Genomic DNA, 26,653 nt, shown 5'->3' on the forward strand with positions numbered 1-26,653 from the left:
TATAAAAAAGAGCACTCCTTGGAGTACTCTTTTTTTATGCTTATCTTATAACGCGTCGTGCTGTAGTATAATGGTCTTTATAATATCCCGAAGTTATATTACTTATTATCACTTTTCCAGCCCCTGAAGAGCTGTGTATAAACTCACCATTGCCTATATATATTCCTGAGTGATTTATCACACTACTTCCCAAAGTTTTAAAAAATACCAAATCTCCTGGTTGAAGGTTGCTATAACTTACATATTCTCCTACAGTAGATTGGTCCTTCGCCGTTCTTGGTAAATTAATATCAAAATTCTTAAAAACATATTGAACAAAACCGGAACAATCAAACCCTGCAGGAGATGAACCTCCATACACATACTTGGTTCCCAAAAGAGATTTAGCAAATTCTATAAGCTTGTTTACCACACTTCTATCTACGTCTCCTCTTGATACAATCGTTTGTGTTCCTACTGATAAATATTGGCCATATATCCAACCTTCTCTTCCATCTGAAAGCCTTATATTGTACCATCCATTTTGATTTCCTAATACATCCACTTTTGTATTTTTTGTAACTTGTGCTATCACATTGGCAGATATATTACCTGCACTTCTCACATTTACTACACTACCTGTTACTATGCCAACAGCTATTGGTGTTCTATTAACACTTCCTCTTGATACAGTAGTATCTACACTTTTTACTGCTAAATATTGACTGTAAATCCATCCTTCTTTGTTGTTAGAAAGTCTTACTTTGTACCAATCATTTTGCTTTCCTAAAACATCTACTACAGTATTTTTTGCAAGTTGTGTTATTATGCTTGCAGATAAACTGGCTGCACTTCTTACGTTCACTCTACTACCGGTCACAGTACCAACTCCTGTTACCGGTGCATTTTGGCCATTAACTAATGCTAAATACTCTCCAAAAACCCAACCTTCTTTTCCATCTGAAAGCTTAATCTTGTACCATCCATTTTGCTGATCTAACACAGTCACAGTATCATTTAAATTTAGCCGTGTAATAATGCTTCCTGATAAACTGCCCTGCGTTCGTACATTTACATAATTTCCCGTAATCTTTCCAACTCCCAATCCTTCTGCAAACGCTGGGTTCAAAAAAGAACTACCAATCAGCGTCGCGCCAAACACAGAAATTCCAAAAATCATCTTTCCTATTCGCTGATCCACTGCAAATCTCCTTCCTTTATTGCCTCCGGAGTTAGCTGTCGGGTGCGGGACAGAAGGTATCCCTACTGCAGCTTCACTGCAGATTAACCCCAAAAAGCGGTTCCTCCGTACCTTTCGGATTCGGCAAGATTGCATATTTTGTCCTTTTGTCTTATCTTATCATATCCTACAGTCAAAGTCAATGTTTACATTACATTTTCTTAAACTTTTTAATCTTTTTTTAATATATTTTATAAAAAATTAATAATTTGTGTGACAAAAAAATAAAAGGCTTAACGCCTCTTTTCTCTTTTATTTATGGTGCGGATTTATTTATGGTGCGGAGGGTGGGACTTGAACCCACACGGGAAACCCCATACGCCCCTCAAACGTACGCGTCTGCCAGTTCCGCCACCACCGCACGCTTTTTTAATTTCGTCACACTATGAATTATATAATCTTTTTAGGTCAGTGTCAATACCTATTTTTTAATACTACTTTTTTATATACCATTTTTCTATATTGTCGAAAACATTAAATCCAGTAGGGTCCACACCTTTTACATTGTCATATGCCATAACTGCTCCTTCAATATAGAAAAGGCCAATTATAGGTTGTTCCTCTAAAAAAACTTGTTCCAAAACTTGATAATCTGCTTTTAAAGAATTTTCTTCTAAATCATAAAAAATTCTACTATATATTTCATCAACTTTAGAATTACTATAACCCATAAAATTATCTTTGCCTTTTGTCATAAACATCGCAGACATATCTTGATTATAACTTAAATTCCACTCCATTAGCACCAAATCAAACTTACCCGAATACACAGAACTTAGTAAATTATCCCAATCTTTTGGTACAATTTTTATTTCAATTCCTATGCTTTTTAAATTATTCTTTATAATTTGAGCAGTCTTAATTAAATAAGGATTATTTACATTTACTATCAAATCAAATTTAAGTTGATAAGTTCCATTGTTCCTTATCCCTTTAACTAAATTCCAACCATTTTCCTCTAATATTTTATTTGCCTCTTTTATATCGTAATTATGAGCTACTATTTTACTACTATAAAGCCATGAATCAGGGCGGACTGGGATGCATGACTTTAACCCATGACCAAAATATACATCTCTCAAAATTTTGTCAGTATCTATTCCATAACACATCGCTTTCCTGACATTTGAATCTTTCAACGCTGGATTTTGATAATTAGGAGCCATAAATACATAATCTTGCATAACGTATTTATAAATATTTACATTTGAAAGCTCTTTGTATTTATCCCAGTCTATGTCACTTAAAAAAGTAAAATCTGCTTCTTTGCTTTGAAAAGATGTTATCATGGCATTTTCATTAGGCACAATTTTAAATACTATATTATCTATATAGGGTTTGTCGCCTCTATAATAAGGATTTTTTTCAAAAATAACCTCTCTGCTAACACTGTAAGAAGATATCTTATATGGTCCTGTACCAATAGGTACGATGTCTTTATTTAAAATATCTTCCTTGCTCTTGTATTGGTGCTCGGCTAAAATAGGAAAAGTAAATAAAGCTATTGGATTTGCAGCAGGTTTATTTAAAACAACTTCAAATTCATAATCACCGTTTGTCTTATAAGAGGAGAGATAGTTAATGAGAATGTCCTTATAAGGGCTTTTTACCTCCTTACTTTTAAAAGAATCAAAAGTAAATTTTACATCATTAGCTGTAAAACTTACTCCATCCTGCCATTTAACATTCTTTTTTAAATAAAATTTTATATTAAGTCCATTTATCTCCCACTTTTCTGCTAATTGAGGAACAGGTTTTAAAGTTTTATCTAAAGTAACTAATCCTTCCAATGACAAATTCAACATTTGCCTTACTCGTTCATTGCTGTTTAAAAAAGGATTTAACGTATCAAAAGAAGTAATATTTACTCTTAAAGTGCCACCCTCTAGTGGCTTTTCTTCTTCAATCTTAGTTTTATCCTCAGAAGCTTGCGGCAAATTTACCATATTTTGTGGAGTGGTTTTGCATCCTGTAAAAATAAACATCAAAATGAAAGATAATATAATAAATTTTCTCATTAACTATCATCTCCGAAAACTATTTTATCTTTTTCAATTTTTTATTTTCTATAATACCAGGAATTCTCCCTCTTTTAGCAACAGGTACCCCTTCTACTTCTTTTATATCCATTGTCATGTCAATAGGTTGAGCATCAGATATGTAACTTCCAACACCAAAAGCATCTGCCCCACTTTCAGAAAGTTTTGCAACTCTTTCAGGATCTAAACCTCCAGAAACTATAATTTTTACATTTGTAAATCCTTTTTGATTAAGCCTTTGTCTTAGTTCATAAACCAAATTGGGAGTAACACCTCCTCTTTCTGATGGAGTATCAAGTCTTACTCCGTATAATCTATCCCCTAAAAATTCAGCAACCCTCAAAGCCTCTTCCACTTCGTCTTTAAAAGTATCAACTAAAATGGTTATCTTCTCATCAGGGGGAGTTATATCTCTGTAAGCTTTCACCACTTCTAATGTATCTCCTGCAATCAAAAAAGCAGCATGAGGTACTGTCCCTTTAGGGTCTTTTCCCATTAATTTTGCACCTAAAACACAGCTGGCATCATCTGCCCCTCCAACGAGTGCCGCCCTTTCCATCACAGGTGCCACAGCTGGATGTACATGTCTCGCGCCAAAACATAATATTGGTTTGTCTTTGGCAACTTCTTTAAGCTCCCTTGCTGCTGTTGCCCAACCAGAAGAACTTGCAAGAATTCCTAATATTGCCGTCTCATAAATTCCAAACTCACTATAAGGCCCTTTTATCCTCATTACTGTATCTTTAGCTTCAAAAGTATCTCCTTCTTCCAAAGACCATATTTCCACATTTTTATCTTTAAGTAAACTCATTACTTCTGGTAACCCTGCAAAAACTCCTCTTTTTCTTGGAAATATCTCCGCTGTGACTATTTTATCTTGTACCCTAAGATATGACAAAATATCCTGGGTTCTTAAAAAATACACATCCGTAGTCCATGCATTTTTTATTTCTTCATGAGTAGCTGAGAAAAACTCCCTATCCTTTTCGATTTTTACCTCATTTAGGTCTTTTAAATGTTTTAATTGTTTCATTTGTGTCCTCCCTTTTTATTTTCTTTTTTAACGATACTATTATACCAATTTTTCAGCTTTTTTTGTATATACTAATTTTCATATCAATTTTTAGTTTCATATATGAACTTATACATCTGATAAACTGCTAACACCTTTTTTATATATCTATTTGTCTCAGGAAAAGGAACAGCATGTAGCTGCTTCCCATCCTTCGAAAATTTTTTGTCTTTAAGCCATGCATCTACATTTCCACTACCTCCGTTATAAGCTGCTATAGCCAACTGCATATTCCCATTGAAATTTTTAAGAAGATAACTCAAATACCATGTCCCCATTTGAATATTGTATTTAGGTTCAAAAAGCATATTATTACTGTAGTTTTTTATCCCTATTTTTTTAGCAATCCACTCTCCAGTCTCTGGTAAAATTTGCATTAATCCTATAGCATTTTTACTGGAAATTGCATTACTTTTAAAATTACTTTCTACTTTTATTACGGCAAAAACAAGATAGGGATCTACTCCATACTCTTTTGCGTAATAAACTACATAATTCTGGTATTTAAGAGGATAAATTTTTTTTAAAAAATAATAAGTATTTAACTCGTAAGTAAACAAAAGACCTAGTAGTATCAAAAATATTACCGCAACTTTTTTTCTCAAAGTAACTCCTCCGATATCATGATTTATGTTGCAAATCTTCCCCAAAATAGTGTAACTTGTTTTTCAATAGCTTTAAAATCCTTACTATTGTTTATTATAAAATCTGCGTATCTTATTTTTTCATCCAGAGGCATTTGACTTTTTATACGATTTAACGCGTCTTTGTAAGAAAGTTTATCCCTTTCCATAACCCTCTTTATTTGAGTTTTTGAATCTACTACTACTAGCCAAACTTCATCTACCATTTTATAAAGTTTCATTTCAATTAAAAGAGCTGCGTCTAATACAATAGCCTTTTGCTGATTCTTTTTTCTTTCTTCTTCTATTTTTTCTTTTATTCGTTCTATTATTATAGGATGAGTAATTTCATTTAATTTTTTAAGCTTCCTTCTGTCAGCAAACACAATATTACCTAATTTCTTTCTGTCAATTTCTCCGTCCTCCTTTAAAATTTCTCTGCCAAAATATTCTACAATTTTATTATATGCTTCTGTTCCCTTTACCATTATTTCTCTCGACACGATATCTGCATCAATAACCACAGCCCCCATCTTCTTTAAAAGCTTAGAAACAGTGCTTTTCCCAGACGCAATGCCACCAGTCAGTCCAATTACTTGCATTTTGTACACCTCACTTGGCTAAAAACCAATTGGGTCCTACTCCAATTTCCACTACAAGGGGAACTTTTAATTGTACTACATTTTCCATATTATCTTTGAGTATCTTTTTTACGATTTCTACTTCATCTTTATAAGTATCCACTACAAGTTCGTCATGAACTTGTAATATAAGCTTAGACTTAAGCTTTAATTTTTCTAAATCGTTGTACACTCTAACCATTGCCATTTTTATTATATCGGCAGCACTTCCCTGTATTGGAGCATTCATCGCTAACCTTTCAGCCTGTGACCTTTGAGTAAAATTTCTGGAGTTTATCTCAGGAATATATCTTCTCCTGTTCATTATTGTAATCACATAGCCATTTTCTTTTGCAAATCGAACTATTTTTTCAATATATTCTTTTACTCCTTTGTATCTTTCAAAATAATTATTTATATACTCTTTTGCCTCTTTTCTTGATATTTTAAGGTCTCGAGAAAGCCCGTAATCGCTGATGCCATATATTATGCCAAAGTTTACGGCTTTTGCTACTCTTCTCATCTCTGGTGTAACTTTTTCCATTGGGACTTTAAAAACTTCCGAAGCAGTCCTTAAATGTATATCTTCATTATTCATAAAAGATTCTATTAGCTTTTCATCTCCCGAAACATGTGCTAAAACTCGTAGTTCAATCTGAGAATAATCAGCTGAGACAATATACCCATCTTTAGTCCGCGGAATAAAAGCTCTTCTAATTTGCCTTCCAAATTCTTCTCTTATAGGTATATTTTGTAGATTTGGCTCGGTACTGCTTATTCTGCCTGTAGAAGTGACCATTTGCTTAAAATTAGAATGTACTCTATTGTTTTCATCCATGAGAGGCAAAAATCCATCTATATAAGTAGATTTAAGTTTTGTAAGTTGCCTATACTCTATTATATCATTGACAATATTATTGTAAGGAACTAATTGCTCTAAAACTTCAGAATCTGTAGAATACCCTGTTTTTGTTTTCTTTATTACTGGTAAATTTAATTTTTCAAACAAAAATTCACTTAATTGCTTAGGAGAATTTACATTAAATTGATACCCTGCCTCTTTATAAATTTTATCTAGTATTTCTGCTATTCTATCATTTATTTTTTGTGAAAGCTCTTTTAGGACTTCTTTATCCAATGTAAAACCACTTACTTCCATTGATTTTAAGACTTCTACAAGAGGCATTTCTATTTCCAACAAAAGTCTTTTCATATCCATTTCTTCAATAAAATTCATCAACTTTTCTCTTAAATCAAATAGATGTACACATCTACTGCAAATGTAATCAGCAAGTATATCTTCTCCTATTTCTTCAAGTTTCTTTTTATCCCTACCTTTGCCAAATACCTCTTCATAAGATGGAACATCAACCTTTAAATATTTTTTTAGCACACGATCTAAATCATAGTTAGACTCAGAAGGATTTAAAAGATAAGCCATTATAGCAGTATCCATGTACTTGCTTTTACACTCTATTCCTTTATAAGAAAGCTTAACTAAAAAATCTTTTATTTCATGGGTTGTAAATTCAAATTTTTCTTTTTCAAAAATCTCTTTTAAATCTTTTATTTGAAAACCATCAATATAAACAGTATCGTTTCCAAAAGAAAAAGCTATTTTCTTTATTTCCCCTTCATAAATTAGTGGATAAAAAGCAATACTTTTGCTATCTTGCAATAAAGCTATTAATTTTTTTATATCTACTTTTGACCATTTTTGAACTTTATGATTATTTACAATCTCTACGTCATTTTTTTTCTTTATGCTATCAATCAAACTAAAGAATTCTAATTTATTAAAAATCTCTAAAAGCTTCTCCTCATTAAACTCTTTTACTCTATATTCCTCAAAATCTATCTCAATGGGAATGTCTCTTTTTATAGTGACAAGTTTTTTACTCATTATAGCTAATTCTTTATTATTTTCTATATTTTCTTTTATCTTACCTTTGAGCTGAGAAAGATTTTGTAGTAAATTCTCAATTGTTCCAAAGTCTTTTAATAGTTTAATTGCTGTTTTTTCCCCTATATTAGGTATTCCAGGGATGTTGTCAGATTTATCCCCCATTAGTCCTTTTAAATCTATAAATTGGTGAGGAGTTATTTCATATCTTTCTAAAACAGCCTTTTCGTCAAACTCTTCCATCTGAGTTATACCCTTTTTAGAAATCTTCACTTTCACTTTATCCGAAACTAATTGAAGCGCGTCCCTATCTCCTGTAACTACAAGCACTTCCATTTCTTTTTCCTCTGCCAACTTTGAAATAGTACCTATGATGTCATCAGCTTCGTAACCTTCTAATTCTAAAATCTTTATATTAAAGCCCTCAATAATTTCTTTTAAAAGGTCTACCTGTTCAGCCAATTCTTCTGGCATTGCTTGTCTTGTAGCTTTGTAGTCTTGATACTCTTTGTGTCTAAAAGTAGGAGCTTTTTTGTCAAAAGCAATAGCTATGTAATCAGGTTTTTCCTCTTCAATAAGTTTTATAAGCATCATAGTAAAACCGTACAAAGCATTTGTATGTAATCCTTCACTTGTAGTAAGCATAGGCAATGCATAATAGGCTCTGTACATGAGGCTACTCCCGTCAATTACTAAAAATTTAGACATTAAATCACTCCCATTTTTATTTCTTTGTATTTTAATATACCGCAAAAAAAAGAAGATGTAAATTGTCATCTTCTTTTTTTGATCTGAGAAATTACACTTTCAAATTCAACCTCCTAAAATTAAATAGTAAATTAGGTCATCGCAAAACTCTAAAAACCTCACAAACACTTTTGTCAAATTCTTATATAGATTAAACTCAAAAACAAAATGTAGGAAATTGTCACAAGTTTTTTATTCACTGTCACAAAGACATAACTAAAGGAAATTAGGGAGCACATGCTCCCTATGTTTTTTTTAATAAAATCCCTAAACCAATTATAATCAGCAAAACAGGCCAAATAATTTTAAAACTCAACCAAGGTAATAATCTATCTAGCAAAAGCAATGCTCCAAAAATCACTAAAGCCCAACCTAAAACTTCGTTTACTTTGTTAGATTTATCTTCTGCTTCTACCGTACTATCTTGTTGGTGTTCTTCGGCTTTAGGCTCTTCTTCTACAATTTTTCCTTTTAATTGATAAGGATTTTCCGGTATTAATATCCAAGCAATGATATACGGAATCAGTCCAATACCACTAAATATCGCTAAAAGGCAAATAATTCTTACTAAAGTCACGTCAATGTCCAAATACTCCGCTATTCCTCCACAGACTCCTCCTACCATTTTTTCCACCCTAGACCTGTACAATTTTCCACTCATATTGTGACCTCCAATCTAATACTCTACTTATCATAAATCAATAAAATTCAAAGGAAATAAATAGAAAAACTTACTCGTAAAAATTAAGATTAAAATCGCCAATAATATAACTCCTATGTTAATATCGCTCTTTTCATTTCCATATAATTTACTGCTAAATATCAGTTCTAAGCCCAGCAAAATAAAAAATATGGGCCATATCATTTTGTAAACTAAAGAAGGTATAAATACGTTAAAATTCGGTAAAAGTAACAAAATCCCCATAAATATAAGAGAAAGTGCACTGGCTAAAATTCCTGCCCTTCTTTTCATTTTTACCATGCCTCCTTTACTTCACTCTATAAAACATTATACATATTATGAAAGTATAAAGTCAAAATAAAAAATTTTTATAAAAAATATCTTTGGAGGTGTAATAATGGATAACAAATGGTATTTTGATATAGCTCCCGGCGCTGTTGATGACTTAAAAGCCCATGCAAAAGACATAACAACTCTTATTCCTTTTTGGTATGGAGTAAAAGAAGATGGAACTTTAGCCGACATGTCTTCAAATGAAGTCAAAAAAATCGCTTCTGATAACAATTTGCCTCTTTATCCTATAATCCACAATTATTCGGACCCAAAAAAGTCACAACTAATACACGACTTATTATCCTCTACCACTTTGAGAGATACTTTAATTGCAAGTATTAGAGATATGGCAGTTGCAAACAATTACCCCGGTATAAATATAGATTTTGAGTTTGTTCCCCCTGAAGACAGGTCAAATTTAAACACTTTTTTAGAAAACCTTTATACTTCCTTAAAAGCGGTAGGAAAAATTGTTACAATATCAGTGCCAGCAGAATTAAGTGATAACCCTCAGCATCCTTTTTCAGGTGCTTTTCAATATTCCTTTATCGCTCAAAATGCAGACCAGATATACATTCTCGCATACGATGAACACTTCTCACAGCCAGGGCCTATTGCTTCTATAGGCTTTGTCACAAATGTTTTAAATTATGCCGTAACAGTTATTCCACCTGAAAAAATATGGCTGGGAATGGCAGTATATGGCTACGACTGGACAGAAGGAATAAACTATCCTCGCACCCTCACATATGAACAGGCTGTAACTTTAGCTCGAAATCTTGGAGTAACTGTAATATATGATGAAACAGCACAAGAGTCCACTTATACCTACGTTTTAGACAGAAAAACCCATACAGTTTGGTTTGAAGATTCAAGAAGTTTTTCTGCAAAATTATCTCTTGTAGATAGATACAAACTATCAGGAATAGCAATTTGGCGATTAGGTCAAGAAGACCCTGCTATATGGAATATTTTAAAAGAAAGGTAATTTTCTTTATTTTTTTCAGGAACTTTTTTGATTTATTTACGTCTAACTAGATAAAGATACTAAAAAAGGAGGTTTTTTATGAAAAAATTTACATCTCTCGTTATTGTCCTTGTTTTCCTGTTTGCACTTATGATGCCATCAAACATGGCATTGGCACAAGCTACAGAAGAACAAAAAGCAATCGAAGCCTCAGAAATATACATATCAAAGGATAAAGCTATTGAAATAGTGAAAAAAGCCTTCCTTTTTCAATAAGCGATTACAAGTTAACTAACGCAAACTTATATACTGGTTATGATTATCCTCCTGCTAAATCTAATCCTGTGTGGTCTTTTAACTGGACCTTAAACAAAGAAGACAAATACTACTATGTATATGCTACAGTTGACGCTGTCACAGGTGAACTTAAATCTTTTAACAAGGGCAGTCCTGATATAGATAATGTGCAGGGAAAACAATCTTTATACACTAAAGAGCAAATGAAAAAAATCGCCGAAGAATACCTTAAAAAAACAGTTCCTGATAAGTTCAGTAAAACAGAATATCAAGAGGCAAATCTTCCCGAAGATTCTAAAATGATTGAAATGCCGACATATCCTTTCAGATATGTAGAAGTAGCAAATGGAATTTTGTGCCCTTTTAACACAATAAATGTTAACGTAAGCCCATATACGGGTGAAATAGTTGGATACTCAATCAATTGGACTTCGGTAAAGTTACCTTCCCTAGAAAACTATCGCCCATGCCGGGCGCACATAATTTAAAGGCACGGTTTCCCGTGCCTTACTTTTTATACCTTGCCCTTTCTCCCCCTATTAACTTAGGCCTTGTCCTTGCAGCAACAATTGTAGCTTCCCCTATTTTATTTCGGCTTAATCTCACAGGAACGACTACGGGCCTTAAGTGCATTCCAATTAGTACAAGCCCTATGTCAAGCCCGGCGTGCCCCAATCCTTTTAAATTCTCCACCATCACAGGGTTTTTGTATTGTTCATAAGCGTAAGTCTGTAAAGAGCCGCCAGCATGCTCATGAGGAATGACATTTACCACTTCAAGCCCGTACTTCTCTTGTGCCTCTTCTTCCACCAAAAGTGCCCTGTTTATGTGCTCACAACCCTGTACCGCAAGGTAAAGCCCTCTTTTATATATTGCCTCCAGAATCGGGTCCATTACTGCTTTTGCCACATCAAGACTTCCTGCAGTTCCCACTTTCTTGCCCAATATTTCACTTGTACTTCCACCCAAGACAAAAAGACTCCCCGGCTTTAAATTTGCTATGTCAAGTAACTCCTCTATGACCTCCTCTGCCTGCTTTGAAATCTCTTTTAAATCCATTTCTATCCCTCCTGAACTACCCTTTACCACCATTACCATATTCAAAATGAATCCTTTCACTGTCCTTAATAAAAAACACTAAATCTTGTGTTAAAATGCCCCATTGGCATATGTTTTTTATTCACTTTCTAACTTTTCGAATCCTTTGGTAAATAAATCATTCCCGTATTTTCTTCTTCTCTTCTCTGCTACTGAGTAACAATAATCATCATCTCTTGGAGAAACCGCTACTATATTCATGAGTTTTTTATCTCTAACGAGTGTATACACTACTCTTATTCCTATATCCTTGTACTTGTCCCACATATTATTCAATCTCCACCATATCGATGTACTTTTTTAATTCTTCTTTTGTCAATCCATCTTCTTTAAGAATCTCCTCAAAAGGTATAGTTTCTCCTTCTTTTAAATTTTTTGTCCTTTCGATTGCAAGCTGTAAAAGTTCAAGGTCTTCCTGTGCTTCTATAAGTTCATCATATTCTTCGATAGGTATAATTACTGCTTGAGGTTTGTTATTTTTAACAACTATATAATGTTCCTTTTTTTTAGCAACCTTCTCTATAATTTTTGATGCTTTTCCTCTCCCTAAATCACTCACGGAAATCATATACGAAGCCAAATCTTTAAGATTTAAAAACTTTCTTTTGCTCATAACTGCATCACCCACTTTTATCAATGTACATCCCTCCTTCCTATTTTATTCTTTGCTCAATTAAATTATACCAGTAGTATAACAAATTTTCAATTAAAAATTAATGAAAATTTTAATGAATTATTAACTTCATTTATCATCTGAAAAATTATGGCCCTGTATAGGGTAATTACTCTCTACAGGACCTTTATATCAAAACTTTGTAAGACATGGGGAGGGTTTGAAAAATTTACTCATCAATCCCTTCCATGAATTCAGTTACAACTTCAATATACTCGTTAACCAGCTCTATAAGATTTTTATAATTGTCAAAAATTATTTTGTGGTTTACATCTTCATACTGGTGAACAATTCTATTTCTCATGCCTGTAAAAGAGGCAAGCTGTCTTGCAACTTTATCAGGTAAAATCTTTTTATCTCCAAGTATTATAAAAGATTCATAATAACTTTTAGGAGGTTTTAGTCCTTCGTATTCTATAATTAAAGAATTTATATCCATGCAAGTCTCTATTATAAGCTGTATTAGTCTTTCACCAGTATAGTAAATGAAGTAATTACTCACGTATTCTTCATAGGTATATTCAGTTATTGGCAGAAGTTGTTTTACATAATTAGAAAGACTTATCAATTTGCGGCGGATGACATCTTTGTAATTCATTTTTTATCCCCTTTTTTAAATAATTTTCTTCCAATTTTCTTAACTTTTTTACATCATCATAACTTTTGACAGAATACAAATAAAAATCTATATATGCTCCAGAATAAGCTTGATACAGCACTTTACAACTACTTATAATTTCAAAACGCAAAAGTGGATCTGTATAGTTTAAAACTACAACGTCAATGTCTTCCCTGTTGAAAATTTCTACAAGTTCTCTTAATATTGAGCTATACAGATTCATATCTATATTTTTATCAAATTTTATTCCAATGTCTAAATCGCTTGATTCACGGACTCTTCCCTTTGCATAGGAGCCAAATATCAATATTAGTGAAATATTATACTTATTAACAAACTCTTTTAGCTTTTTTTTATCATAGAAAATACCATCTACTTTATAAAACATTTACTTCCCCTCACATAACAAATAATACAAAATATCTAGTCGTACTATACACTCCTATAACTCACTGCAATATCTTTTTCTCTTCAGGAGTTAAATCTCTTGTGGGTGAACCTATGTCTTTATAAGGGCCACTTTTTATCGTTATTTCTTTTAAGCCCAATTTGTCATACAACCCTTCGTAGTTAGTGTATTGCATTATAACGCCAATGCTTCCAGACTATCATTTTTATGGTAGTAGTTTTTCCAGCACCGTTAGGGCCTAAAAATCCAAATATTTCACCAGCATTTACAATAAGATCAATATTGTCAACAGCTTTTACTTTGCCTTTGTTGTAAGACTTTGAAACACCATTTAATTCTATCAAGTTTTACACCTCCATTTTCTCACTCTTCTATTATAACATAAAATTGTTCAAAATTTGCCAATAAATATAGTGTTAAAAAACTTTTAGCCTTCATATTATTATTTTGAATTACATTAGCGAGGAGGAGAGCAATTGGATATCAAAAAATATCATAAACCAATTGGTCTTTTGCTGGCATTAATTTTTTTAACTTATTTTTCTATATCTTTTTTTAATAAAACCGTGCAAACAACTTCAGATAACAAAGAAGAGATAAAACCAGTGTTAGATGAATTTTTTAAAAGAAGAGGAAGTGTACTGTTAAGTGGTGACTTAACAGAAATAGAAGGCTTTTACGACAAATCATCTACATATGGCAGATGGGCATTGGACCATGAAAGGAGGCGAATTGAATACGTTAAAGGATGGTCAGAAAAGAGAAATCTTAAGTTTACAGAAGCAGAGTCCTTTTACAGGATAAAAAGCATAAAAGCTGGTGAAAACTCTATTTGGGTATATCTTGTGGAAACTATGAAAATGGGATATGCATACAATGTAAAAAGCAATATAATAAATTACATGGGGCTAGGTATAAGGCATTCTATACAACTTGTAAAAGTTGATGGAAAATGGCTTATAAGAAGAGATTGGTACTATGACCCTCTTGATGAAGATTCAGCCTATATAGACGCTGCTCCTGCCGATGGGATACTGCCTGAAATTACTTCTACTGTTTCAAAACCACAAACCGAAGAAGAAGCAAAGCCTAAAAAGAAAGGTAAATATGACAGAGAAGGAGCAGTAGCCTATGCTGATAAATACGCAGGAGCCGCTTGGGGAAGTGGTAATAACTATGAGTATAATCCCAAATACAGGGATTATAACGGGATAGGAGGAGACTGTACTAATTTCGTTTCCCAAGTATTACACGAAGGGGGAGGACTTCCTATGGATTATGTATGGTTCTTTGATGGCAAAGACTCCTCCACTGCCTGGGCGCAAGCACCCGCTCTTTTTAACTATCTCATTTATACAGGGAAGGGTAAATTAATTGCAAAAGGATATTATATAGATATGGTAAAACCTACTGAACAGCATCCAAAAGGAGCTATAGCAAAAATTGAAAAAGGAGACCTAATCTGCTATGAAGAAAAAGGAGAAATAGTTCACTTTGGAGTAGTTACAGGCTTTGATTCTATGGGAATACCTGTTGTAAACACTCACACTTCTGATAGATACCATGTTCCCTTTGACTTGGGATGGGATAAAAGGGTAATTTATAGGTTTATACATATAAACGATTAAAGATAGAGAAAAACTCTATCTTTAATTTTTTTCATCTGCTTCTTGAAGTTTTATAATGTCTTCGTCTTTAGGATTATTGTCATGGTGATGCCTTACAATGCCTACTATTCTCTCATTTAACCCAATTTCCTTACAAATTTCTGCACCATATTCTGCATGGTTATAATACACTTTTAAAAAATATACGGGCCTTTCGAGAAGATTAGCTAAAAAAGGAATTTTCTTTAAAATCACCGCTATGGCTTTTTTTGTAGGAGTAATTTTCGCTTTTATCTTTCCAATATCATGAAAAATAGCCGCCTTTAAAAGGTCATACTCCTCTACCCCATATTTATCAATGAGATAATAGCACACATCTAAAGAATGTCTCTTTTCATAAACAGGCAATTTATTGAAGTATTCCAACTCTTTTTCGTTTAAAAAATTCATTAAAAATTTATAATCTTCCTCATAAATTTTGGCCTTTTTCGCTTTAAAATATTGTTTTATCCTATTCACAAAATCACCTTTATTCTAATATTATACCTTCTTTTTCAAGGGCCTCCAATACTTTACCTGATTTTATAATATCAAAACAGGCATTTATGTCAATATAAAGTTCCCTATCTTCTTCCAACGGCTTAACGTATTTTCTTACTAAATCATATATTACTTGTGATCCTTTCCCTTTTTTAAAACCTTTCTTAAACTCCATTGCCTGCAAAGCTGCCATAAGTTCTATTGCTATAACCCTTGTAGCGTTTTCTATTATTTCCCTTGCCTTTCTCGCAGCAATAGTGCCCATACTCACATGGTCTTCTTGATTTGCAGAAGATGGTATAGAATCAACAGAAGCTGGATGCGCCAAAACCTTATTTTCTGACACTAAAGAAGCTGCTGTGTATTGAGCTATCATCATACCAGAATTTAGTCCCCCTTTTTCAGTCAAAAAAGGAGGAAAGTCGTTTAATTGATAATTTACAAGCCTTTCAATCCTTCTTTCGGAAATATTAGCAATTTCAGAAACTGCAATACCTAAAAAATCCATAGCTAATGCAATAGGTTCACCGTGAAAGTTACCCCCAGATATTACATCGCCATCGCCAGGAAAAATTAAAGGATTATCTGTTGCAGAATTTATCTCCCTTATGAGAACATCTTCTACATATTCAATGGCATCCCTTATAGCTCCATGGACTTGGGGAATACATCTTAACGTATAAGCGTCTTGAACCCGTATTTCTCCCTGTCTCGTTATGAGCGTACTTTCCTCACACATTTTCTTTATATTTTTAGCCACAACCATTTGACCCCTATGAGGCCTCACCATTTGGACTCTATCGTCAAAAGCATCAATTATTCCTCTCAAAGCTTCTAAAGTAATAGAAGATATAGCATCAGCAGATTTTATAAGTCTTTTAGAATCATATACATTTAAACACCCTATTGCCGTCATTACTTGAGTACCATTTATCAATGCTAAACCTTCTTTTGAACTCAAAACAACTGGAGCAATTCCTGCCTCTTTCATTGCTTTTTCTCCAGACATTCTTTTACCTTTGTATAAAGCTTCTCCCTTTCCTATCATCACAAGAACCATGTGAGCTAAAGGTGCAAGGTCTCCGCTTGCTCCTAAAGATCCTTTTTCAGGTATAACAGGAGTTACTCCTTTGTTTAACATTTCAATCAATGTCTTTAAAGTTTCAAGCCTTACTCCTGAAAAACCCTTTGCAAGAGCATTTGCCCTCAAAAGCATTATTGCTCTTACTACTTCTTCTGGAAGTGGCTTCCCTACCCCGCAAGAGTGACTCATAATCAAATTCTTTTGCAAAATTTCTGTATCCTCTTTAGATATTACTACATCGCTAAAATTCCCAAAACCAGTTGTAATTCCATAAACCACTTTTTCATCATTTACATATCTTTCTACTATTTTTCTAGAATGAAGTACTCTTTCTTCAGCAATGCTACTAAGCTCTACCCTATAGCCATCTCTTGCTACGTGCACTACATCCTCTATTGTAAGATTATTCCCATCTATTATGACCTTCCCCATAATCTACCTCCTTTTTACGTTAATTCTTTATCGCAATAAAACAAAAAACGCGAGAGTTTATCCTCTCGCGTTTTTTATTAAATTGCAAAATTTTTCTATCATTTCCAGTCCCACACTCAACCATTAATATTATTATAAGTATATTATATATATTCTACAAAGTTTAAAAAAATCCTTTTAAAATTTCAAAATTCTATGTTTGATCAAGGCTTGATAAAACTTCGTCAAAAACTCCTATTCTGCAAATTTTCTTATTTCCATCCCAATGTCGGCATATTTCGCAGCTTCTTTCTTGTAAAGATACAGACATAGTCAAATTATTTCCATAGCGAGATGGATCTAACTCAAAATCCTCACAACTTCTTTCTACAGCTTTCAATTGCTCAGTACTCACTACAGAATCACCACCTATAATTTATAATCTTTTTATACTTTCTTCTACATCAAAGGGAGTCATTCCTGTCGCATCTATCACCGGAACATTTGTCAAAACATCATCTATGCCTAACATATTTCTACTTTGCCCCGTTATAACTATGGCGTCATAGGCATTTAAATCGCTTTTTTCTGAAAGAGTCTCTTTTAATTCTACAACCTCATATCCCTTTTGCTTTAAATAATCTTTAATATTGGAAAGCTGGCTTTCTACTGCTATTCTTTTTCCCATCTCAACACCTCCTGTGATTCATTCAAATAGTAGTATTCTCCACATCGATTATTTTATACCTATAACTGTTTCTCCGACTAAGACAACTAACAAAGATAAAAGCCACACTACTAACATTGCAATAATAAGATAGCTTCTCTATATTTTTATAAATTTTCTCTCTTCTCTCCTCTCTGGTAATTCTTCTTTATAATAAATTTTTTTGATAAATCTTATATCATCGATCTAATAGGAAATATACAATACATCACCTAATAATCCTACACCAGCTTCTATCAAAAAAAGATATACAAAAGCAAACTAAAAGAATTTATCATAACATTATAAAAATTTAAAATTTGATTTTTAGCAGGATTTTGATACCTTTGTATAGAATAAATATAGTTGTCCATTTTTTAGGGTGGGGGGTACAAATGAAAAAGAGAAAAGAGAAATACCTCAATATTATGATTATACCTGATTCAACTCAGCAAATCAAAAGCTTTAAAATCTCTATTCCCTTTATAAAAACAACGGTAACAGTAGCTTTTTTAATAATTATGGTTGCTACAGCTTTTTTAGTTTATTTTAGCAAAACAACTTTTTACTTATACAGTGTGATAGCAGAAAAAGATAAAGAAATCGAGCAATTAACTTCCCTTATAGAAGAACAAGACAAAAAAATAGCTACTTTAGACAAAAATGCTCAACTGGTCAATGAAAAAATTAAAGGCTTAAACGAATTAGAAGAAAAAGTAAGACGCATGGTTGGATTATCAACTCCTACTACAAGCCGTGGCAGTATATCAAGAAGCACTAGATCCGATGCTAACATTTCCTTTGATAATGAAGCAACAGCCGAACTTATTTCACAAATAGATCAAAAAACACAAGATTTTCAAGACCTTATTACAAAAGTGTCAACTAGACTTGATTATCTGGATTCAATACCCAGTGATTACCCAGTATATGGTACAATAACCTCCCTTTTTGGAAGGAGAAAGTCTCCTTTTGGCTCTGGAACTGAATTTCATCCTGGAATGGACATATCTGTACCTACAGGAACTCCAGTAAAAGCCGCTGGAAAAGGTAGAGTTACATATGCAGGATGGTTATCAGGATATGGTAAGGTAGTAATTATAGACCACGGTTATGGAATTCAGTCCGTATATGGCCATAATTCTGAAATTCTTGTTAAAGTAGGCCAAAGTGTAAAAAGAGGCGATATAATAGCAAAGTCGGGGAATACTGGAAGAAGTACTGGCCCTCATGTTCACTTTGAGGTTAGAGTAAATGGCAATCCCGTAGATCCAATGAAATATCTTGCAAAGGGGAATTGATATGTTTCAAAAAAGAGAACAGATTGTAGAAGTTAATCCTGACAAAATTGACACCGTCATAGGAAAAAATTCAACTTTTGAAGGTACAATTAAATCCGAAGGCACTCTAAGGATAGACGGTAATTTTACGGGTCAAATAGAAACAAAAGGCAACATTGTAATAGGTGAGTCAGCAAAAATAGAAGCTAATATAACAACTGATAATATAATCGTTTCAGGCGAAGTGAAAGGAAATATATTTGCCAAAGGCCAGCTACAACTTACTTCTACTGGAAAACTTTATGGAGATATAGAAGTTCAAAACTTGATAATTGAAGAGGGGGCTATTTTTGAAGGAAAGTCTAAAATGACAAAGTCTTCTCCTTCAGATTTTAACAAAAAAGATGAACAAACAAAATAAAAAGGCCACCTTACAGCCTTTTCAGTTTGTTGACAAAGTTGAAAAATATCAAAGGAGATATTTTGCATCGTCACTCCGGTGTTCCAAAGCGACAAAACTAAAGCTCGACCTTCGGGCTCCGGCAGGGTACCGGGCACAATCGGCATCCATGCCTTAAGGTGCCCGCCTCCGCCATCCATGGCTTCGGCCCTGCCTCCACCCTCGGTCTTGCTAAGTTTTGTTGCCGCTTTGTAACAAGTCGCTCCTTATGCAAAATATCTCCTTTACGAAAGTTTGTCTACAGTCTAAAAAGGCCATCTTACGGCCTTTTTATATTATAGGAAGATATATGCCGTTTTCATTAGATTCTCCTTCTAAAACCTCTTTCAGTATATCTATCCCCTTATCTATCTCCTCCAACTCACAAGAGGCAAAACTTAATCTTATAAAATTGGTCTCTTTTTTTATTGCAAAAAACATGTCTCCTGGGACTATAAGTAAATTTTTCTCTAAACATTTAGAATATAAATTTTTAGCAGAAATATTGTCTTTAAGTCTTAACCAGTAGTAAAAACCCCCTTTAGGATATTCAAATTCTACATAATTTTTTAACATCTGAAGTCCATTACCCATCTTTTCAAATCTTTTTTTCATTACTTGTTTTATTTCTTCAATATGATTTTTCCAAATATTTTCTCTAAGATATAAATCAAAGGCTCTTTGCATCAAACCTGAAGTAGATAAATCTGTCACATATTTGGCTTTTAGGAAACTACTTACTAGCCTTTCTGGAGCAATTATAAAACCTAACCTCAAACCCGGCATGTATATTTTTGAGAAGCTTTTTATATAAATGACTCTGTCATATTTATCATAAGCTTTAAGTGGCAATATCTTTTCTTCAGTAAAACTTAAATCACTGGCAAAATCATCTTCTAAAATATAAGTTTCATATTTTTCCGCCAACTCTATTAGTTTCTTCTTTTTTTCCTCACTGTAAACAATGCCGGTGGGATTGTGAAAATTGGGTATTGTATATATGAACTTTGGCTTAAATTTCTTTAACTTATCCTCCAATTCCTCTAAATTTATTCCATCTTTTTTTAAATCCACTTCTAAAATCTCTGCTCCTCTCGATTCAAAAGAGGCTAAAGCCCACGAATAGGTGGGTCTTTCAACAATTATGCTATCTTCAAAATTTATTAGCGCTTTCGATACTACATCTATACCTTGCTGTCCCCCAGAAATTACCTGTATATTTTCAACATAAGTAAATATTTCATCTTTCTTTACAAATTCTTTTATAGATTCTCTTAATGGTTTATATCCTCTTGTGTCTTGATACTCAAAAGCATATCCTCCATCTCTTCTCAATACTCTATTGATTAAATCTCCAAAATCCTCCACTGGAAAAAGCTCTGGATTAAGAGATGAAGAAGCAAAATTTATAATTCCTTTCTTTAAGGGAATTTCTCCTTGGTCTGTTAATTTAAAGCTTTCATCAAGGTCCTCTTCTTTTTTTATATCTTCACAAACGTAAGTACCACTTCCTACTTTAGTATATATATATCCATTTTGCTCTAAAAGCTTATAAGCATTAATCACTGTAATATTGTTTACCCCCAACTCCTTTGCAAGGCTTCTTATAGTGGGGAGTTTATATCCACCTGGCAGGCTGCCATTCTCTATAAATCTTTTTATTTGACTGTACAATTGAATATATAAAGGCACATTTTTATTTTTATCAATTGTTATTTTATTCATATCCATCCCTCGCAAAATTGTATCGCTACAATTATTATACCATTATCATGACAAAAATTCTTTTTAATTTTAAAATATATTATAATGGATATGGAAGAAAAAATATTATAAAGAAACCAAATGAGGTGAGATCATGTTTTTACTTTTAAAAGGGGGAGAAGTTTACTCTCCTCAGCCTTTAGGTAGAAAAGATATTTTAATCTGCAATGGAAAAATAATAAGAATTGCTGATGAAATAAAACCTATGAAGGAATTTGGAAATGTAGAAATTGTAGATTTACAAGGTTTTATCATAGTTCCAGGTTTCATTGACCAACACGTCCACATCGCAGGAGGCGGTGGAGAAGGAGGACCAGCCACAAGGACACCTGAAATAACTCTATCTGATATCACAAAAGGCGGAATAACTACAGTTGTAGGCCTCTTGGGAGCAGATGGAATAACGAGAGGCATGGCTTCTCTTCTTGCAAAAGCAAGAGCTTTAGAGCAAGAAGGCATAACTACCTACATTTATACAGGAGCTTATGAACTTCCTACACGCACTTTAACAGGAAGTGTAAGATCAGACTTAGTTTTAATCGACAAAGTAATAGGTACTGGAGAAATCGCCATTTCAGATCACAGGTCTGCACAACCAACTATTGAAGACTTGACAAAACTTGCTGCAGAAGCAAGAGTTGGAGGTCTTTTAGGGGGTAAACCCGGAATAGTTCACCTTCATGTTGGAGATGGAATAAGAGGATTGTCCCCGTTATTTGAAATAGTGGAAAACACTGAAATACCTATTACGCAATTTGTTCCTACTCATATAAACAGAATAGGACATTTATTTGAACAAGGATTAAAATTTATAGAAATGGGTGGCGTAATTGACCTTACTTCTGATATAAAGCCGGACGCCCACACAAAAACTGCTTTAACACCAAAAGAAGCAATTAAAAAAATCGTAGAAAACAAATTACCTATAGAAAAAGTCACTATGAGCTCTGATAGCAATGGTAGCATTCCTGTATTTGATGAAAATAAGCGATTGGTAAAGGTTATGGTGGGAAGTGCACAAACTCTATACCGCGATTTAAGAGAAGTTATAGTGGAAGGGATACTGCCAATAGAACAAGCAATTAAAATAATAACAGAAAATGTAGCAAAAGTATTGAATTTATATCCAAACAAGGGGTGTATCAAGGAAAAATCAGACGGAGATATAGTAGTATTAGATAGCAATTTAAATATTCATTCTGTTATTGCAAAAGGAGTATTCATGATAAAAGATAAAAAAATAGTAAAAAAAAGCATGTTTGAAGAATAAAAGAGGCGGTCTCACGCCTCTTATTCTTTATATTCTTGTAATATCATTTCAGCTATTATTTCCATTGGAATTGACAAATCCATGCTCATCTTTCTCATAATTTTATAAGCTTCCTCTTCACTCAATCCTTTAGTTTTCATAATATACCCTTTTGCCTTTTCAATCTTTTTCCTCGCTTCAAGTTCATGCTTTAATTTTTGAATTTCCTCTTTCATGCTCCTAAACTTTTTGTAATTTTCTATGACAAATTCAACTGTCGACAAAAGTACCCCTCTGTCTACTGGCTTTAATAAATAAGAAAATACAGAATATTTTCTTATTTCCTCAAGAAAATCTCTTTGAAGAGTAGAAGTCATCAAAATTACAGGTGCTATATCATCTTCATTTATAATGCGTCCAACTTCATAACCATTTATATTGGCAAGATTCAAATCCGCTATAACTAAATCAGGAGCGAGAGCGCGACAAAGCCTTATAGCACTTCCGCCATCTCTCGCTTCATAAACCAAGTGTCCATTCGCTAATAACACATTCTTTATGAACTGCCGAGACAAATCACTGCTGTCTGCCAAAACAATTCGCCATTGGCTCATCGAGACACCTCTAATTAACTTAGAATTTAGAAAGATATTGATCTAATTCCCACTGAGTAACGTATATTTTGTACTCATCCCATTCTGCTCTTTTAGCCTCCAAAAATTTTGTATACACATGATCGCCTAATGCTTCTTTTATAACTTCATCCTTTTCTAACTCGTTTAAAGCTTCTTCTAAAGAGCCTGGCAGTCTTTCAATTCCTAAGTTTTCTAATTCTTCTTTATTCATATGGTATATATTTGCATTTACAGGTGGTGGCGGTGTTATATTATTCTTTATGCCATCTAATCCTGCTGCCAATGCAACAGCCAAAGCAAGATAAGGATTGCTACTTGGATCAGGACTTCTAAGCTCTATCCTTGTAGATTCCCCTCTTTTGGCAGGAATTCGTATTAAAGGACTTCTGTTCCGTAAAGACCAAGCAATATTTACAGGAGCTTCATAGCCTGAAACTAGCCGTTTATAAGAATTAACAATAGGGTTAGTAATAGCTGTCATAGCTTTTGCATGTTTTATAATTCCTCCTATATAGTTATAACATACATTACTTAACCCTAGAGGGTCAGAAGGGTCATAAAAAGCATTTTTACCATCTTTTGTAAGTGACATGTTCATATGCATTCCAGACCCCGCAATTCCAAAAACTGGTTTCGGCATAAAGGTAGCGTGCAATCCATGTTTTTGAGCAATTATCCTTACCACCATTTTAAAAGTCATCACATTGTCAGCAGTAGTTAATGCATCGTCATATTTGAAATCTATCTCATGTTGTCCTGGTCCCACTTCGTGATGAGATGCTTCAATTTGAAACCCTAGTTGCTTAAGAGTCGACACCATTTCTTTTCTTGCGCTTTCCCCTAAGTCCACAGGTGCCATGTCAAAATAACTTGCATCGTCTTGAGTTATTGTCGTAAGATTACCTTTTTCATCCGTCAAAAAGAGATAAAACTCGCATTCAGGCCCTACATTAAATTGATAACCTAATTTCTTTGCCTCTTCTAAATTTCTTTTTAAAACATAGCGAGGGTCTCCTTCAAAGGGAGTTCCATCGTAATTGTAAATATCACATATGAGTCTTGCCTCTACCCCAGAGTTTGTCCTCCACGGGAAGATCACAAACGTATCAGGGTCCGGCCTTAAATACATGTCTGATTCTTCAATTCTCACAAATCCGTCAATTGAAGATCCGTCAAACATGATTTCATTGTTAAGAGCCTTACTTAATTCTTCCACAGGAATAGAGACATTTTTCATAACCCCAAAGATGTCGCTAAATTGAAGATGTACATATTCTACCCCATTCTCTTTTGCCAGTCTTAAAACATCTTCTTTGCTATATTTTTTACCCATAATATTCCTCCTTTAATAAATTAAGGGCGCACTCAAATAGGATACCACCACCCCATTTGAAGACGCCCTTGCCTTCCCTATAAATTATTATTAAATTTTAATCAACAACTATTATATCACATTTTTTTCACAGTGCAATATAGTTTTAATAATTTTTTTTGCTATTTTTTCTCTACTAGTATGTCAATGCCATCAATCCAGCCAGAAACTACGTTGAAAAGCCATGCTCCAAAAGCACTAACTATAGAAAAAATTATGCCATAAACTATTCCGCCAATGAGGCCGCCAATTATTCCTGCACCAAAAGCTCCAAAACTGTTTGCAAAAAGTCCACCAAATAAACCACCAATAAGTCCCAGAATTAGGCCTATCACAATCCCGTAAATCAAAGTAAATTTAAAAACTGACAAAACAGATATTTTTTTGAGTTTATAATTCCACATCTTAACACCTCCTTCCTTTTTTGAAATTCTAAAGATTTACGTTATAATTATATTACACCTAAAAATAATTATGCCTGTCTGTAGTTTCAGGGGGGATTTTATGAAAAGTTTTGCAACAGTTATTCCATTTATAAAAAAGCACAAGTGGGATTACATAATAGGTATAATTTTTTTATTAGCAGTAGACTTGCTTCAAATGATAGTTCCCCATTTATTAGGTTCAGTAACTGATTTATTTAAAAGTAAAGACTTAACTCCAAAGGTATTGTTAACGTATTCCTTTTGGATAATAGGTATAGCTATTTTGGTATTTGCTTTTAGATTCATTTGGCGTATGAAAATAATGGGGATGTCAAGGCTTTTGGAAAAAGAACTAAGGGAACAACTTTTTGCTAAGTTTCTTGAACTTTCACCACAATATTACAATGAACACAAAACAGGTGATTTAATGGCTCATGCCACAAATGACATAAATGCCGTCAGAATGGCAGTAGGACCTGGAATTATATTGTCTGTAGATGCATCATTTTTAGGTATTTCTATAATACTTATAATGGTATTTACAATTGATCCGAAACTTACTATTTTAGCTTTACTTCCTTTGCCCGTTATTGCACTGGTAGTCAGCCGCTTTGGCAAAGTCATTCACTCAAGATTTTTAAAAGTTCAAGAAGCTTTTGCCTCTTTAACAGATAAAGTTCAAGAAAGCATATCTGGCATAAGAGTGATTAAAGCCTTTGTTCAAGAAAAAGAGGAAATAGAAAACTTTAGAGGAGAAAATCTAAGAAATTTTAAAGCAAATATGGATATGATTAAAATCTGGGGATTATTTGACCCTACTGTTCAATTTTTAGCAGCATTAAGTTTTACAATAGCCTTACTTTACGGCGGAATACAAGTTATAAAAGGAATAATCACTTTAGGAGATTTTGTAGCATTCACCAGCTACTTGGGAATGCTTATCTGGCCTATGATGGCATTTGGCTGGGTGATAAATATTTTTCAGAGAGGTTCTGCCTCTATGGAAAGACTTAATATAATTTTCAGTGAAGTACCCGAAATAACAGATAACTATGCCGATCCAAATATTACAGTAATTGACGGAAATATAGAAATAAAAAATCTCACATTTTCTTATAAAAAAGGCCTACCTCCTGTTTTAAAAAATATAAACATAAGTCTTCCAAAGGGAAAAACTCTGGCTATAATAGGTAAAACTGGTAGTGGCAAAAGCACTCTTGTAAATTTACTTGCAAGACTTTACAAAGTACCGCAAGATACCATATTTATTGATGGGCATGACATCAACGAAATACCTTTAAAAGTTTTAAGAGAAAACATTGGTTTTGTACCTCAGGACAACTTTATATTTTCAGATACTATAGCCAATAATATAGCCTTTGTCAATGAAGAACCCCTAGAAAAAATACAACAATTTGCCACAATAGCAGATGTCCACAAAGATATAATGGACTTTCCACAGCAATATCAAACAATTGTAGGCGAAAGAGGAGTAACTCTCTCAGGCGGTCAAAAGCAAAGGATAGCTATCGCAAGAGCTTTAATAAAAGAACCAAAAATCCTTATTTTAGACGATAGTCTCTCTGCTGTAGATACAAACACAGAAGAAACCATATTAAGCAATTTACGTAAATATATGAAAAATAGAACAACTATAATCGTCTCTCATAGAATCTCTACTATAAAAAACGCTGATGAAATCATAGTATTAGATAATGGGGAAATAGTTGAAAGGGGAACCCATGAGGAACTTATTAAGCTAAAAGGTCTTTATAACAGTATTTATGAAAAACAACAATTGGAAGATGCAATATTAAAAGAAGTTTAAGGCGGTGATAAA

General features: G+C 33.4%; 28 protein-coding genes, 1 tRNA gene, 3 pseudogenes and 1 riboswitch. Of the genes and pseudogenes, 8 read left to right on the top strand and 24 right to left on the bottom strand.

Translation table 11 applies throughout. The annotated features are described in order from the left end of the window. Nucleotides 1-40: 40 nt before the first annotated feature. From TETH514_RS10825 to TETH514_RS10865, 9 genes are all read right to left on the bottom strand, one after another. On the bottom strand, nucleotides 41-1,180 hold the full coding sequence (locus TETH514_RS10825; RefSeq protein ID WP_009052630.1) for a C40 family peptidase: 1,140 nt from the start codon (nucleotides 1,178-1,180) through the stop codon (nucleotides 41-43). Between the two features lie 5 nt (nucleotides 1,181-1,185). After that, nucleotides 1,186-1,316, bottom strand: a riboswitch (cyclic di-AMP (ydaO/yuaA leader). 179 nt (nucleotides 1,317-1,495) lie between these two features. Beyond that, nucleotides 1,496-1,580: transfer RNA gene (locus tag TETH514_RS10830), tRNA-Leu, on the bottom strand. Nucleotides 1,581-1,653: 73 nt separating this feature from the next. After that, the gene (locus tag TETH514_RS10835; protein ID WP_009052631.1) at nucleotides 1,654-3,237 is read right to left on the bottom strand and encodes a peptide ABC transporter substrate-binding protein; all 1,584 of its coding nucleotides are present in this window, start codon (nucleotides 3,235-3,237) and stop codon (nucleotides 1,654-1,656) included. Nucleotides 3,238-3,256: 19 nt separating this feature from the next. Next, a complete protein-coding gene (locus tag TETH514_RS10840) occupies nucleotides 3,257-4,291 on the bottom strand; it encodes a nicotinate phosphoribosyltransferase (protein WP_003866946.1) in 1,035 nt (344 codons plus the stop codon). Between the two features lie 83 nt (nucleotides 4,292-4,374). Further along, nucleotides 4,375-4,935, bottom strand: a complete 561-nt coding sequence (locus tag TETH514_RS10845; RefSeq protein ID WP_003866947.1) for a lytic transglycosylase domain-containing protein — start codon at nucleotides 4,933-4,935, stop codon at nucleotides 4,375-4,377. A gap of 23 nt (nucleotides 4,936-4,958) precedes the next feature. Further along, on the bottom strand, nucleotides 4,959-5,555 hold the full coding sequence (coaE, locus tag TETH514_RS10850; protein WP_003866948.1) for a dephospho-CoA kinase: 597 nt from the start codon (nucleotides 5,553-5,555) through the stop codon (nucleotides 4,959-4,961). 10 nt (nucleotides 5,556-5,565) lie between these two features. Beyond that, nucleotides 5,566-8,184, bottom strand: coding sequence for a DNA polymerase I (gene polA / locus TETH514_RS10855; RefSeq protein ID WP_009052632.1), 2,619 nt, complete (start codon nucleotides 8,182-8,184; stop codon nucleotides 5,566-5,568). Between the two features lie 283 nt (nucleotides 8,185-8,467). Beyond that, nucleotides 8,468-8,884 carry a PspC domain-containing protein gene (locus tag TETH514_RS10860; RefSeq protein ID WP_003866950.1) on the bottom strand — a complete coding sequence of 139 codons (417 nt, stop codon included), beginning with the start codon at nucleotides 8,882-8,884 and terminating at the stop codon, nucleotides 8,468-8,470. Between the two features lie 30 nt (nucleotides 8,885-8,914). Continuing rightward, a complete protein-coding gene (locus TETH514_RS10865) occupies nucleotides 8,915-9,196 on the bottom strand; it encodes a LiaI-LiaF-like domain-containing protein (RefSeq protein ID WP_003866951.1) in 282 nt (93 codons plus the stop codon). Between the two features lie 106 nt (nucleotides 9,197-9,302). Between TETH514_RS10865 and TETH514_RS10870 the strand changes: the two genes are divergently transcribed. From TETH514_RS10870 to TETH514_RS10875, 3 genes are all read left to right on the top strand, one after another. Then, nucleotides 9,303-10,226 (top strand): glycosyl hydrolase family 18 protein, encoded by a 924-nt coding sequence (locus TETH514_RS10870; RefSeq protein ID WP_009052633.1) that lies wholly within the window; start codon nucleotides 9,303-9,305, stop codon nucleotides 10,224-10,226. Between the two features lie 78 nt (nucleotides 10,227-10,304). Beyond that, nucleotides 10,305-10,481, top strand: coding sequence for a hypothetical protein (locus TETH514_RS12960; protein ID WP_003866953.1), 177 nt, complete (start codon nucleotides 10,305-10,307; stop codon nucleotides 10,479-10,481). 68 nt (nucleotides 10,482-10,549) lie between these two features. Further along, a complete protein-coding gene (locus TETH514_RS10875; protein ID WP_003866954.1) occupies nucleotides 10,550-10,990 on the top strand; it encodes a YcdB/YcdC domain-containing protein in 441 nt (146 codons plus the stop codon). 19 nt (nucleotides 10,991-11,009) lie between these two features. On the opposite strand, the gene TETH514_RS10880 is transcribed toward TETH514_RS10875, so the two are convergent. From TETH514_RS10880 to TETH514_RS10905, 7 genes and pseudogenes are all read right to left on the bottom strand, one after another. Further along, complete coding sequence (locus TETH514_RS10880; protein WP_013337639.1) at nucleotides 11,010-11,561, bottom strand: TIGR01440 family protein; 552 nt, start codon at nucleotides 11,559-11,561, stop codon at nucleotides 11,010-11,012. A gap of 117 nt (nucleotides 11,562-11,678) precedes the next feature. After that, nucleotides 11,679-11,858, bottom strand: a pseudogene (locus TETH514_RS10885) (hypothetical protein); the annotation flags it as partial. Between the two features lie 10 nt (nucleotides 11,859-11,868). After that, nucleotides 11,869-12,237 (bottom strand): type II toxin-antitoxin system Phd/YefM family antitoxin, encoded by a 369-nt coding sequence (locus TETH514_RS10890; protein ID WP_003866956.1) that lies wholly within the window; start codon nucleotides 12,235-12,237, stop codon nucleotides 11,869-11,871. A 205-nt stretch (nucleotides 12,238-12,442) separates the two neighbouring features. Continuing rightward, nucleotides 12,443-12,871 carry a DUF86 domain-containing protein gene (locus tag TETH514_RS10895; protein ID WP_009052635.1) on the bottom strand — a complete coding sequence of 143 codons (429 nt, stop codon included), beginning with the start codon at nucleotides 12,869-12,871 and terminating at the stop codon, nucleotides 12,443-12,445. Then, nucleotides 12,825-13,280: a nucleotidyltransferase domain-containing protein gene (locus TETH514_RS10900; RefSeq protein WP_009052636.1), complete on the bottom strand. Its 456-nt coding sequence runs from the start codon at nucleotides 13,278-13,280 to the stop codon at nucleotides 12,825-12,827. Before TETH514_RS10900 ends, TETH514_RS10895 begins: the two co-directional genes overlap by 47 nt. A 64-nt stretch (nucleotides 13,281-13,344) precedes the next feature. Further along, nucleotides 13,345-13,497 (bottom strand): annotated as a pseudogene (locus TETH514_RS12430) (S49 family peptidase); the annotation flags it as partial. After that, nucleotides 13,496-13,645 (bottom strand): annotated as a pseudogene (locus tag TETH514_RS10905) (ATP-binding cassette domain-containing protein); the annotation flags it as partial. The pseudogenes TETH514_RS12430 and TETH514_RS10905, both read right to left, overlap by 2 nt. 132 nt (nucleotides 13,646-13,777) lie before the next feature. Here TETH514_RS10905 and TETH514_RS10910 point away from each other — a divergent pair. Then, nucleotides 13,778-14,929, top strand: a complete 1,152-nt coding sequence (locus TETH514_RS10910; RefSeq protein ID WP_009052637.1) for an amidase domain-containing protein — start codon at nucleotides 13,778-13,780, stop codon at nucleotides 14,927-14,929. Nucleotides 14,930-14,950: 21 nt separating this feature from the next. Here the strand turns inward: TETH514_RS10910 and TETH514_RS10915 are convergent, their stop codons facing one another. The 4 genes from TETH514_RS10915 to TETH514_RS10930 all read right to left on the bottom strand — a co-directional run bounded on the left by TETH514_RS10915 (nucleotide 14,951) and on the right by TETH514_RS10930 (nucleotide 17,631). Next, nucleotides 14,951-15,427, bottom strand: coding sequence for an HDIG domain-containing metalloprotein (locus TETH514_RS10915; RefSeq protein WP_003866962.1), 477 nt, complete (start codon nucleotides 15,425-15,427; stop codon nucleotides 14,951-14,953). Nucleotides 15,428-15,437: 10 nt separating this feature from the next. Continuing rightward, on the bottom strand, nucleotides 15,438-16,964 hold the full coding sequence (gene hutH / locus TETH514_RS10920; protein WP_009052638.1) for a histidine ammonia-lyase: 1,527 nt from the start codon (nucleotides 16,962-16,964) through the stop codon (nucleotides 15,438-15,440). Between the two features lie 193 nt (nucleotides 16,965-17,157). Continuing rightward, nucleotides 17,158-17,358: a hypothetical protein gene (locus TETH514_RS10925; RefSeq protein ID WP_009052639.1), complete on the bottom strand. Its 201-nt coding sequence runs from the start codon at nucleotides 17,356-17,358 to the stop codon at nucleotides 17,158-17,160. Nucleotides 17,359-17,379: 21 nt separating this feature from the next. After that, on the bottom strand, nucleotides 17,380-17,631 hold the full coding sequence (locus TETH514_RS10930; RefSeq protein WP_003866965.1) for a YkuS family protein: 252 nt from the start codon (nucleotides 17,629-17,631) through the stop codon (nucleotides 17,380-17,382). A gap of 413 nt (nucleotides 17,632-18,044) precedes the next feature. Here TETH514_RS10930 and TETH514_RS10935 point away from each other — a divergent pair, with 413 nt between their 5' ends. Together TETH514_RS10935 and TETH514_RS10940 are read left to right on the top strand one after the other, a co-directional pair. Beyond that, nucleotides 18,045-18,950: a M23 family metallopeptidase gene (locus tag TETH514_RS10935; protein ID WP_009052640.1), complete on the top strand. Its 906-nt coding sequence runs from the start codon at nucleotides 18,045-18,047 to the stop codon at nucleotides 18,948-18,950. A 1-nt stretch (nucleotide 18,951) separates the two neighbouring features. Continuing rightward, nucleotides 18,952-19,350 carry a polymer-forming cytoskeletal protein gene (locus tag TETH514_RS10940; protein ID WP_003866967.1) on the top strand — a complete coding sequence of 133 codons (399 nt, stop codon included), beginning with the start codon at nucleotides 18,952-18,954 and terminating at the stop codon, nucleotides 19,348-19,350. Nucleotides 19,351-19,659: 309 nt separating this feature from the next. Here TETH514_RS10940 and TETH514_RS10945 read toward each other — a convergent pair whose 3' ends face one another. Continuing rightward, entirely contained in the window at nucleotides 19,660-21,093 is a 1,434-nt protein-coding gene (locus TETH514_RS10945) for a PLP-dependent aminotransferase family protein (RefSeq protein ID WP_003866969.1), read from the bottom strand. Between the two features lie 133 nt (nucleotides 21,094-21,226). On the opposite strand from TETH514_RS10945, the gene iadA reads away from it, so the two are divergent. Further along, complete coding sequence (gene iadA, locus TETH514_RS10950) at nucleotides 21,227-22,402, top strand: beta-aspartyl-peptidase (protein WP_009052641.1); 1,176 nt, start codon at nucleotides 21,227-21,229, stop codon at nucleotides 22,400-22,402. Nucleotides 22,403-22,422: 20 nt separating this feature from the next. Here the strand turns inward: iadA and TETH514_RS10955 are convergent, their stop codons facing one another. The 3 genes from TETH514_RS10955 to TETH514_RS10965 all read right to left on the bottom strand — a co-directional run bounded on the left by TETH514_RS10955 (nucleotide 22,423) and on the right by TETH514_RS10965 (nucleotide 24,792). Continuing rightward, complete coding sequence (locus TETH514_RS10955; RefSeq protein ID WP_009052642.1) at nucleotides 22,423-22,995, bottom strand: ANTAR domain-containing response regulator; 573 nt, start codon at nucleotides 22,993-22,995, stop codon at nucleotides 22,423-22,425. Between the two features lie 19 nt (nucleotides 22,996-23,014). Beyond that, on the bottom strand, nucleotides 23,015-24,349 hold the full coding sequence (glnA, locus tag TETH514_RS10960; protein ID WP_003866972.1) for a type I glutamate--ammonia ligase: 1,335 nt from the start codon (nucleotides 24,347-24,349) through the stop codon (nucleotides 23,015-23,017). A gap of 161 nt (nucleotides 24,350-24,510) precedes the next feature. Next, nucleotides 24,511-24,792: a hypothetical protein gene (locus TETH514_RS10965; protein ID WP_003870304.1), complete on the bottom strand. Its 282-nt coding sequence runs from the start codon at nucleotides 24,790-24,792 to the stop codon at nucleotides 24,511-24,513. Nucleotides 24,793-24,892: 100 nt separating this feature from the next. Between TETH514_RS10965 and TETH514_RS10970 the strand changes: the two genes are divergently transcribed. After that, complete coding sequence (locus TETH514_RS10970; RefSeq protein ID WP_003866974.1) at nucleotides 24,893-26,641, top strand: ABC transporter ATP-binding protein; 1,749 nt, start codon at nucleotides 24,893-24,895, stop codon at nucleotides 26,639-26,641. The last annotated feature ends 12 nt before the right edge of the window (nucleotides 26,642-26,653 follow it).

Source organism: Thermoanaerobacter sp. X514 (assembly GCF_000019065.1).
Taxonomy (GTDB): Bacteria; Bacillota; Thermoanaerobacteria; order Thermoanaerobacterales; family Thermoanaerobacteraceae; genus Thermoanaerobacter; species Thermoanaerobacter pseudethanolicus.

Bases quoted from the DNA above. Each gene is read 5' to 3' on its own strand.
- TETH514_RS10930 (WP_003866965.1), bottom strand. From the start codon at position 17,631: ATGGGAAAAAGAATAGCAGTAGAAAGCCAGCTTTCCAATATTAAAGAT.
- hutH (WP_009052638.1), bottom strand. From the start codon at position 16,964: ATGGGGAAGGTCATAATAGATGGGAATAATCTTACAATAGAGGATGTA.
- TETH514_RS10835 (WP_009052631.1), bottom strand. From the start codon at position 3,237: ATGAGAAAATTTATTATATTATCTTTCATTTTGATGTTTATTTTTACA.
- iadA (WP_009052641.1), top strand. From the start codon at position 21,227: ATGTTTTTACTTTTAAAAGGGGGAGAAGTTTACTCTCCTCAGCCTTTA.
- TETH514_RS10880 (WP_013337639.1), bottom strand. From the start codon at position 11,561: ATGGATTTAAAAGAGATTTCAAAGCAGGCAGAGGAGGTCATAGAGGAG.
- TETH514_RS10895 (WP_009052635.1), bottom strand. From the start codon at position 12,871: ATGAATTACAAAGATGTCATCCGCCGCAAATTGATAAGTCTTTCTAAT.
- glnA (WP_003866972.1), bottom strand. From the start codon at position 24,349: ATGGGTAAAAAATATAGCAAAGAAGATGTTTTAAGACTGGCAAAAGAG.
- TETH514_RS10965 (WP_003870304.1), bottom strand. From the start codon at position 24,792: ATGTGGAATTATAAACTCAAAAAAATATCTGTTTTGTCAGTTTTTAAA.
- TETH514_RS10935 (WP_009052640.1), top strand. From the start codon at position 18,045: ATGAAAAAGAGAAAAGAGAAATACCTCAATATTATGATTATACCTGAT.
- TETH514_RS10865 (WP_003866951.1), bottom strand. From the start codon at position 9,196: ATGAAAAGAAGGGCAGGAATTTTAGCCAGTGCACTTTCTCTTATATTT.
- TETH514_RS10900 (WP_009052636.1), bottom strand. From the start codon at position 13,280: ATGTTTTATAAAGTAGATGGTATTTTCTATGATAAAAAAAAGCTAAAA.
- polA (WP_009052632.1), bottom strand. From the start codon at position 8,184: ATGTCTAAATTTTTAGTAATTGACGGGAGTAGCCTCATGTACAGAGCC.
- TETH514_RS10945 (WP_003866969.1), bottom strand. From the start codon at position 21,093: ATGAATAAAATAACAATTGATAAAAATAAAAATGTGCCTTTATATATT.
- TETH514_RS10840 (WP_003866946.1), bottom strand. From the start codon at position 4,291: ATGAAACAATTAAAACATTTAAAAGACCTAAATGAGGTAAAAATCGAA.
- TETH514_RS10860 (WP_003866950.1), bottom strand. From the start codon at position 8,884: ATGAGTGGAAAATTGTACAGGTCTAGGGTGGAAAAAATGGTAGGAGGA.
- TETH514_RS10870 (WP_009052633.1), top strand. From the start codon at position 9,303: ATGGATAACAAATGGTATTTTGATATAGCTCCCGGCGCTGTTGATGAC.
- TETH514_RS10970 (WP_003866974.1), top strand. From the start codon at position 24,893: ATGAAAAGTTTTGCAACAGTTATTCCATTTATAAAAAAGCACAAGTGG.
- TETH514_RS10955 (WP_009052642.1), bottom strand. From the start codon at position 22,995: ATGAGCCAATGGCGAATTGTTTTGGCAGACAGCAGTGATTTGTCTCGG.
- coaE (WP_003866948.1), bottom strand. From the start codon at position 5,555: ATGCAAGTAATTGGACTGACTGGTGGCATTGCGTCTGGGAAAAGCACT.
- TETH514_RS10940 (WP_003866967.1), top strand. From the start codon at position 18,952: ATGTTTCAAAAAAGAGAACAGATTGTAGAAGTTAATCCTGACAAAATT.
- TETH514_RS12960 (WP_003866953.1), top strand. From the start codon at position 10,305: ATGAAAAAATTTACATCTCTCGTTATTGTCCTTGTTTTCCTGTTTGCA.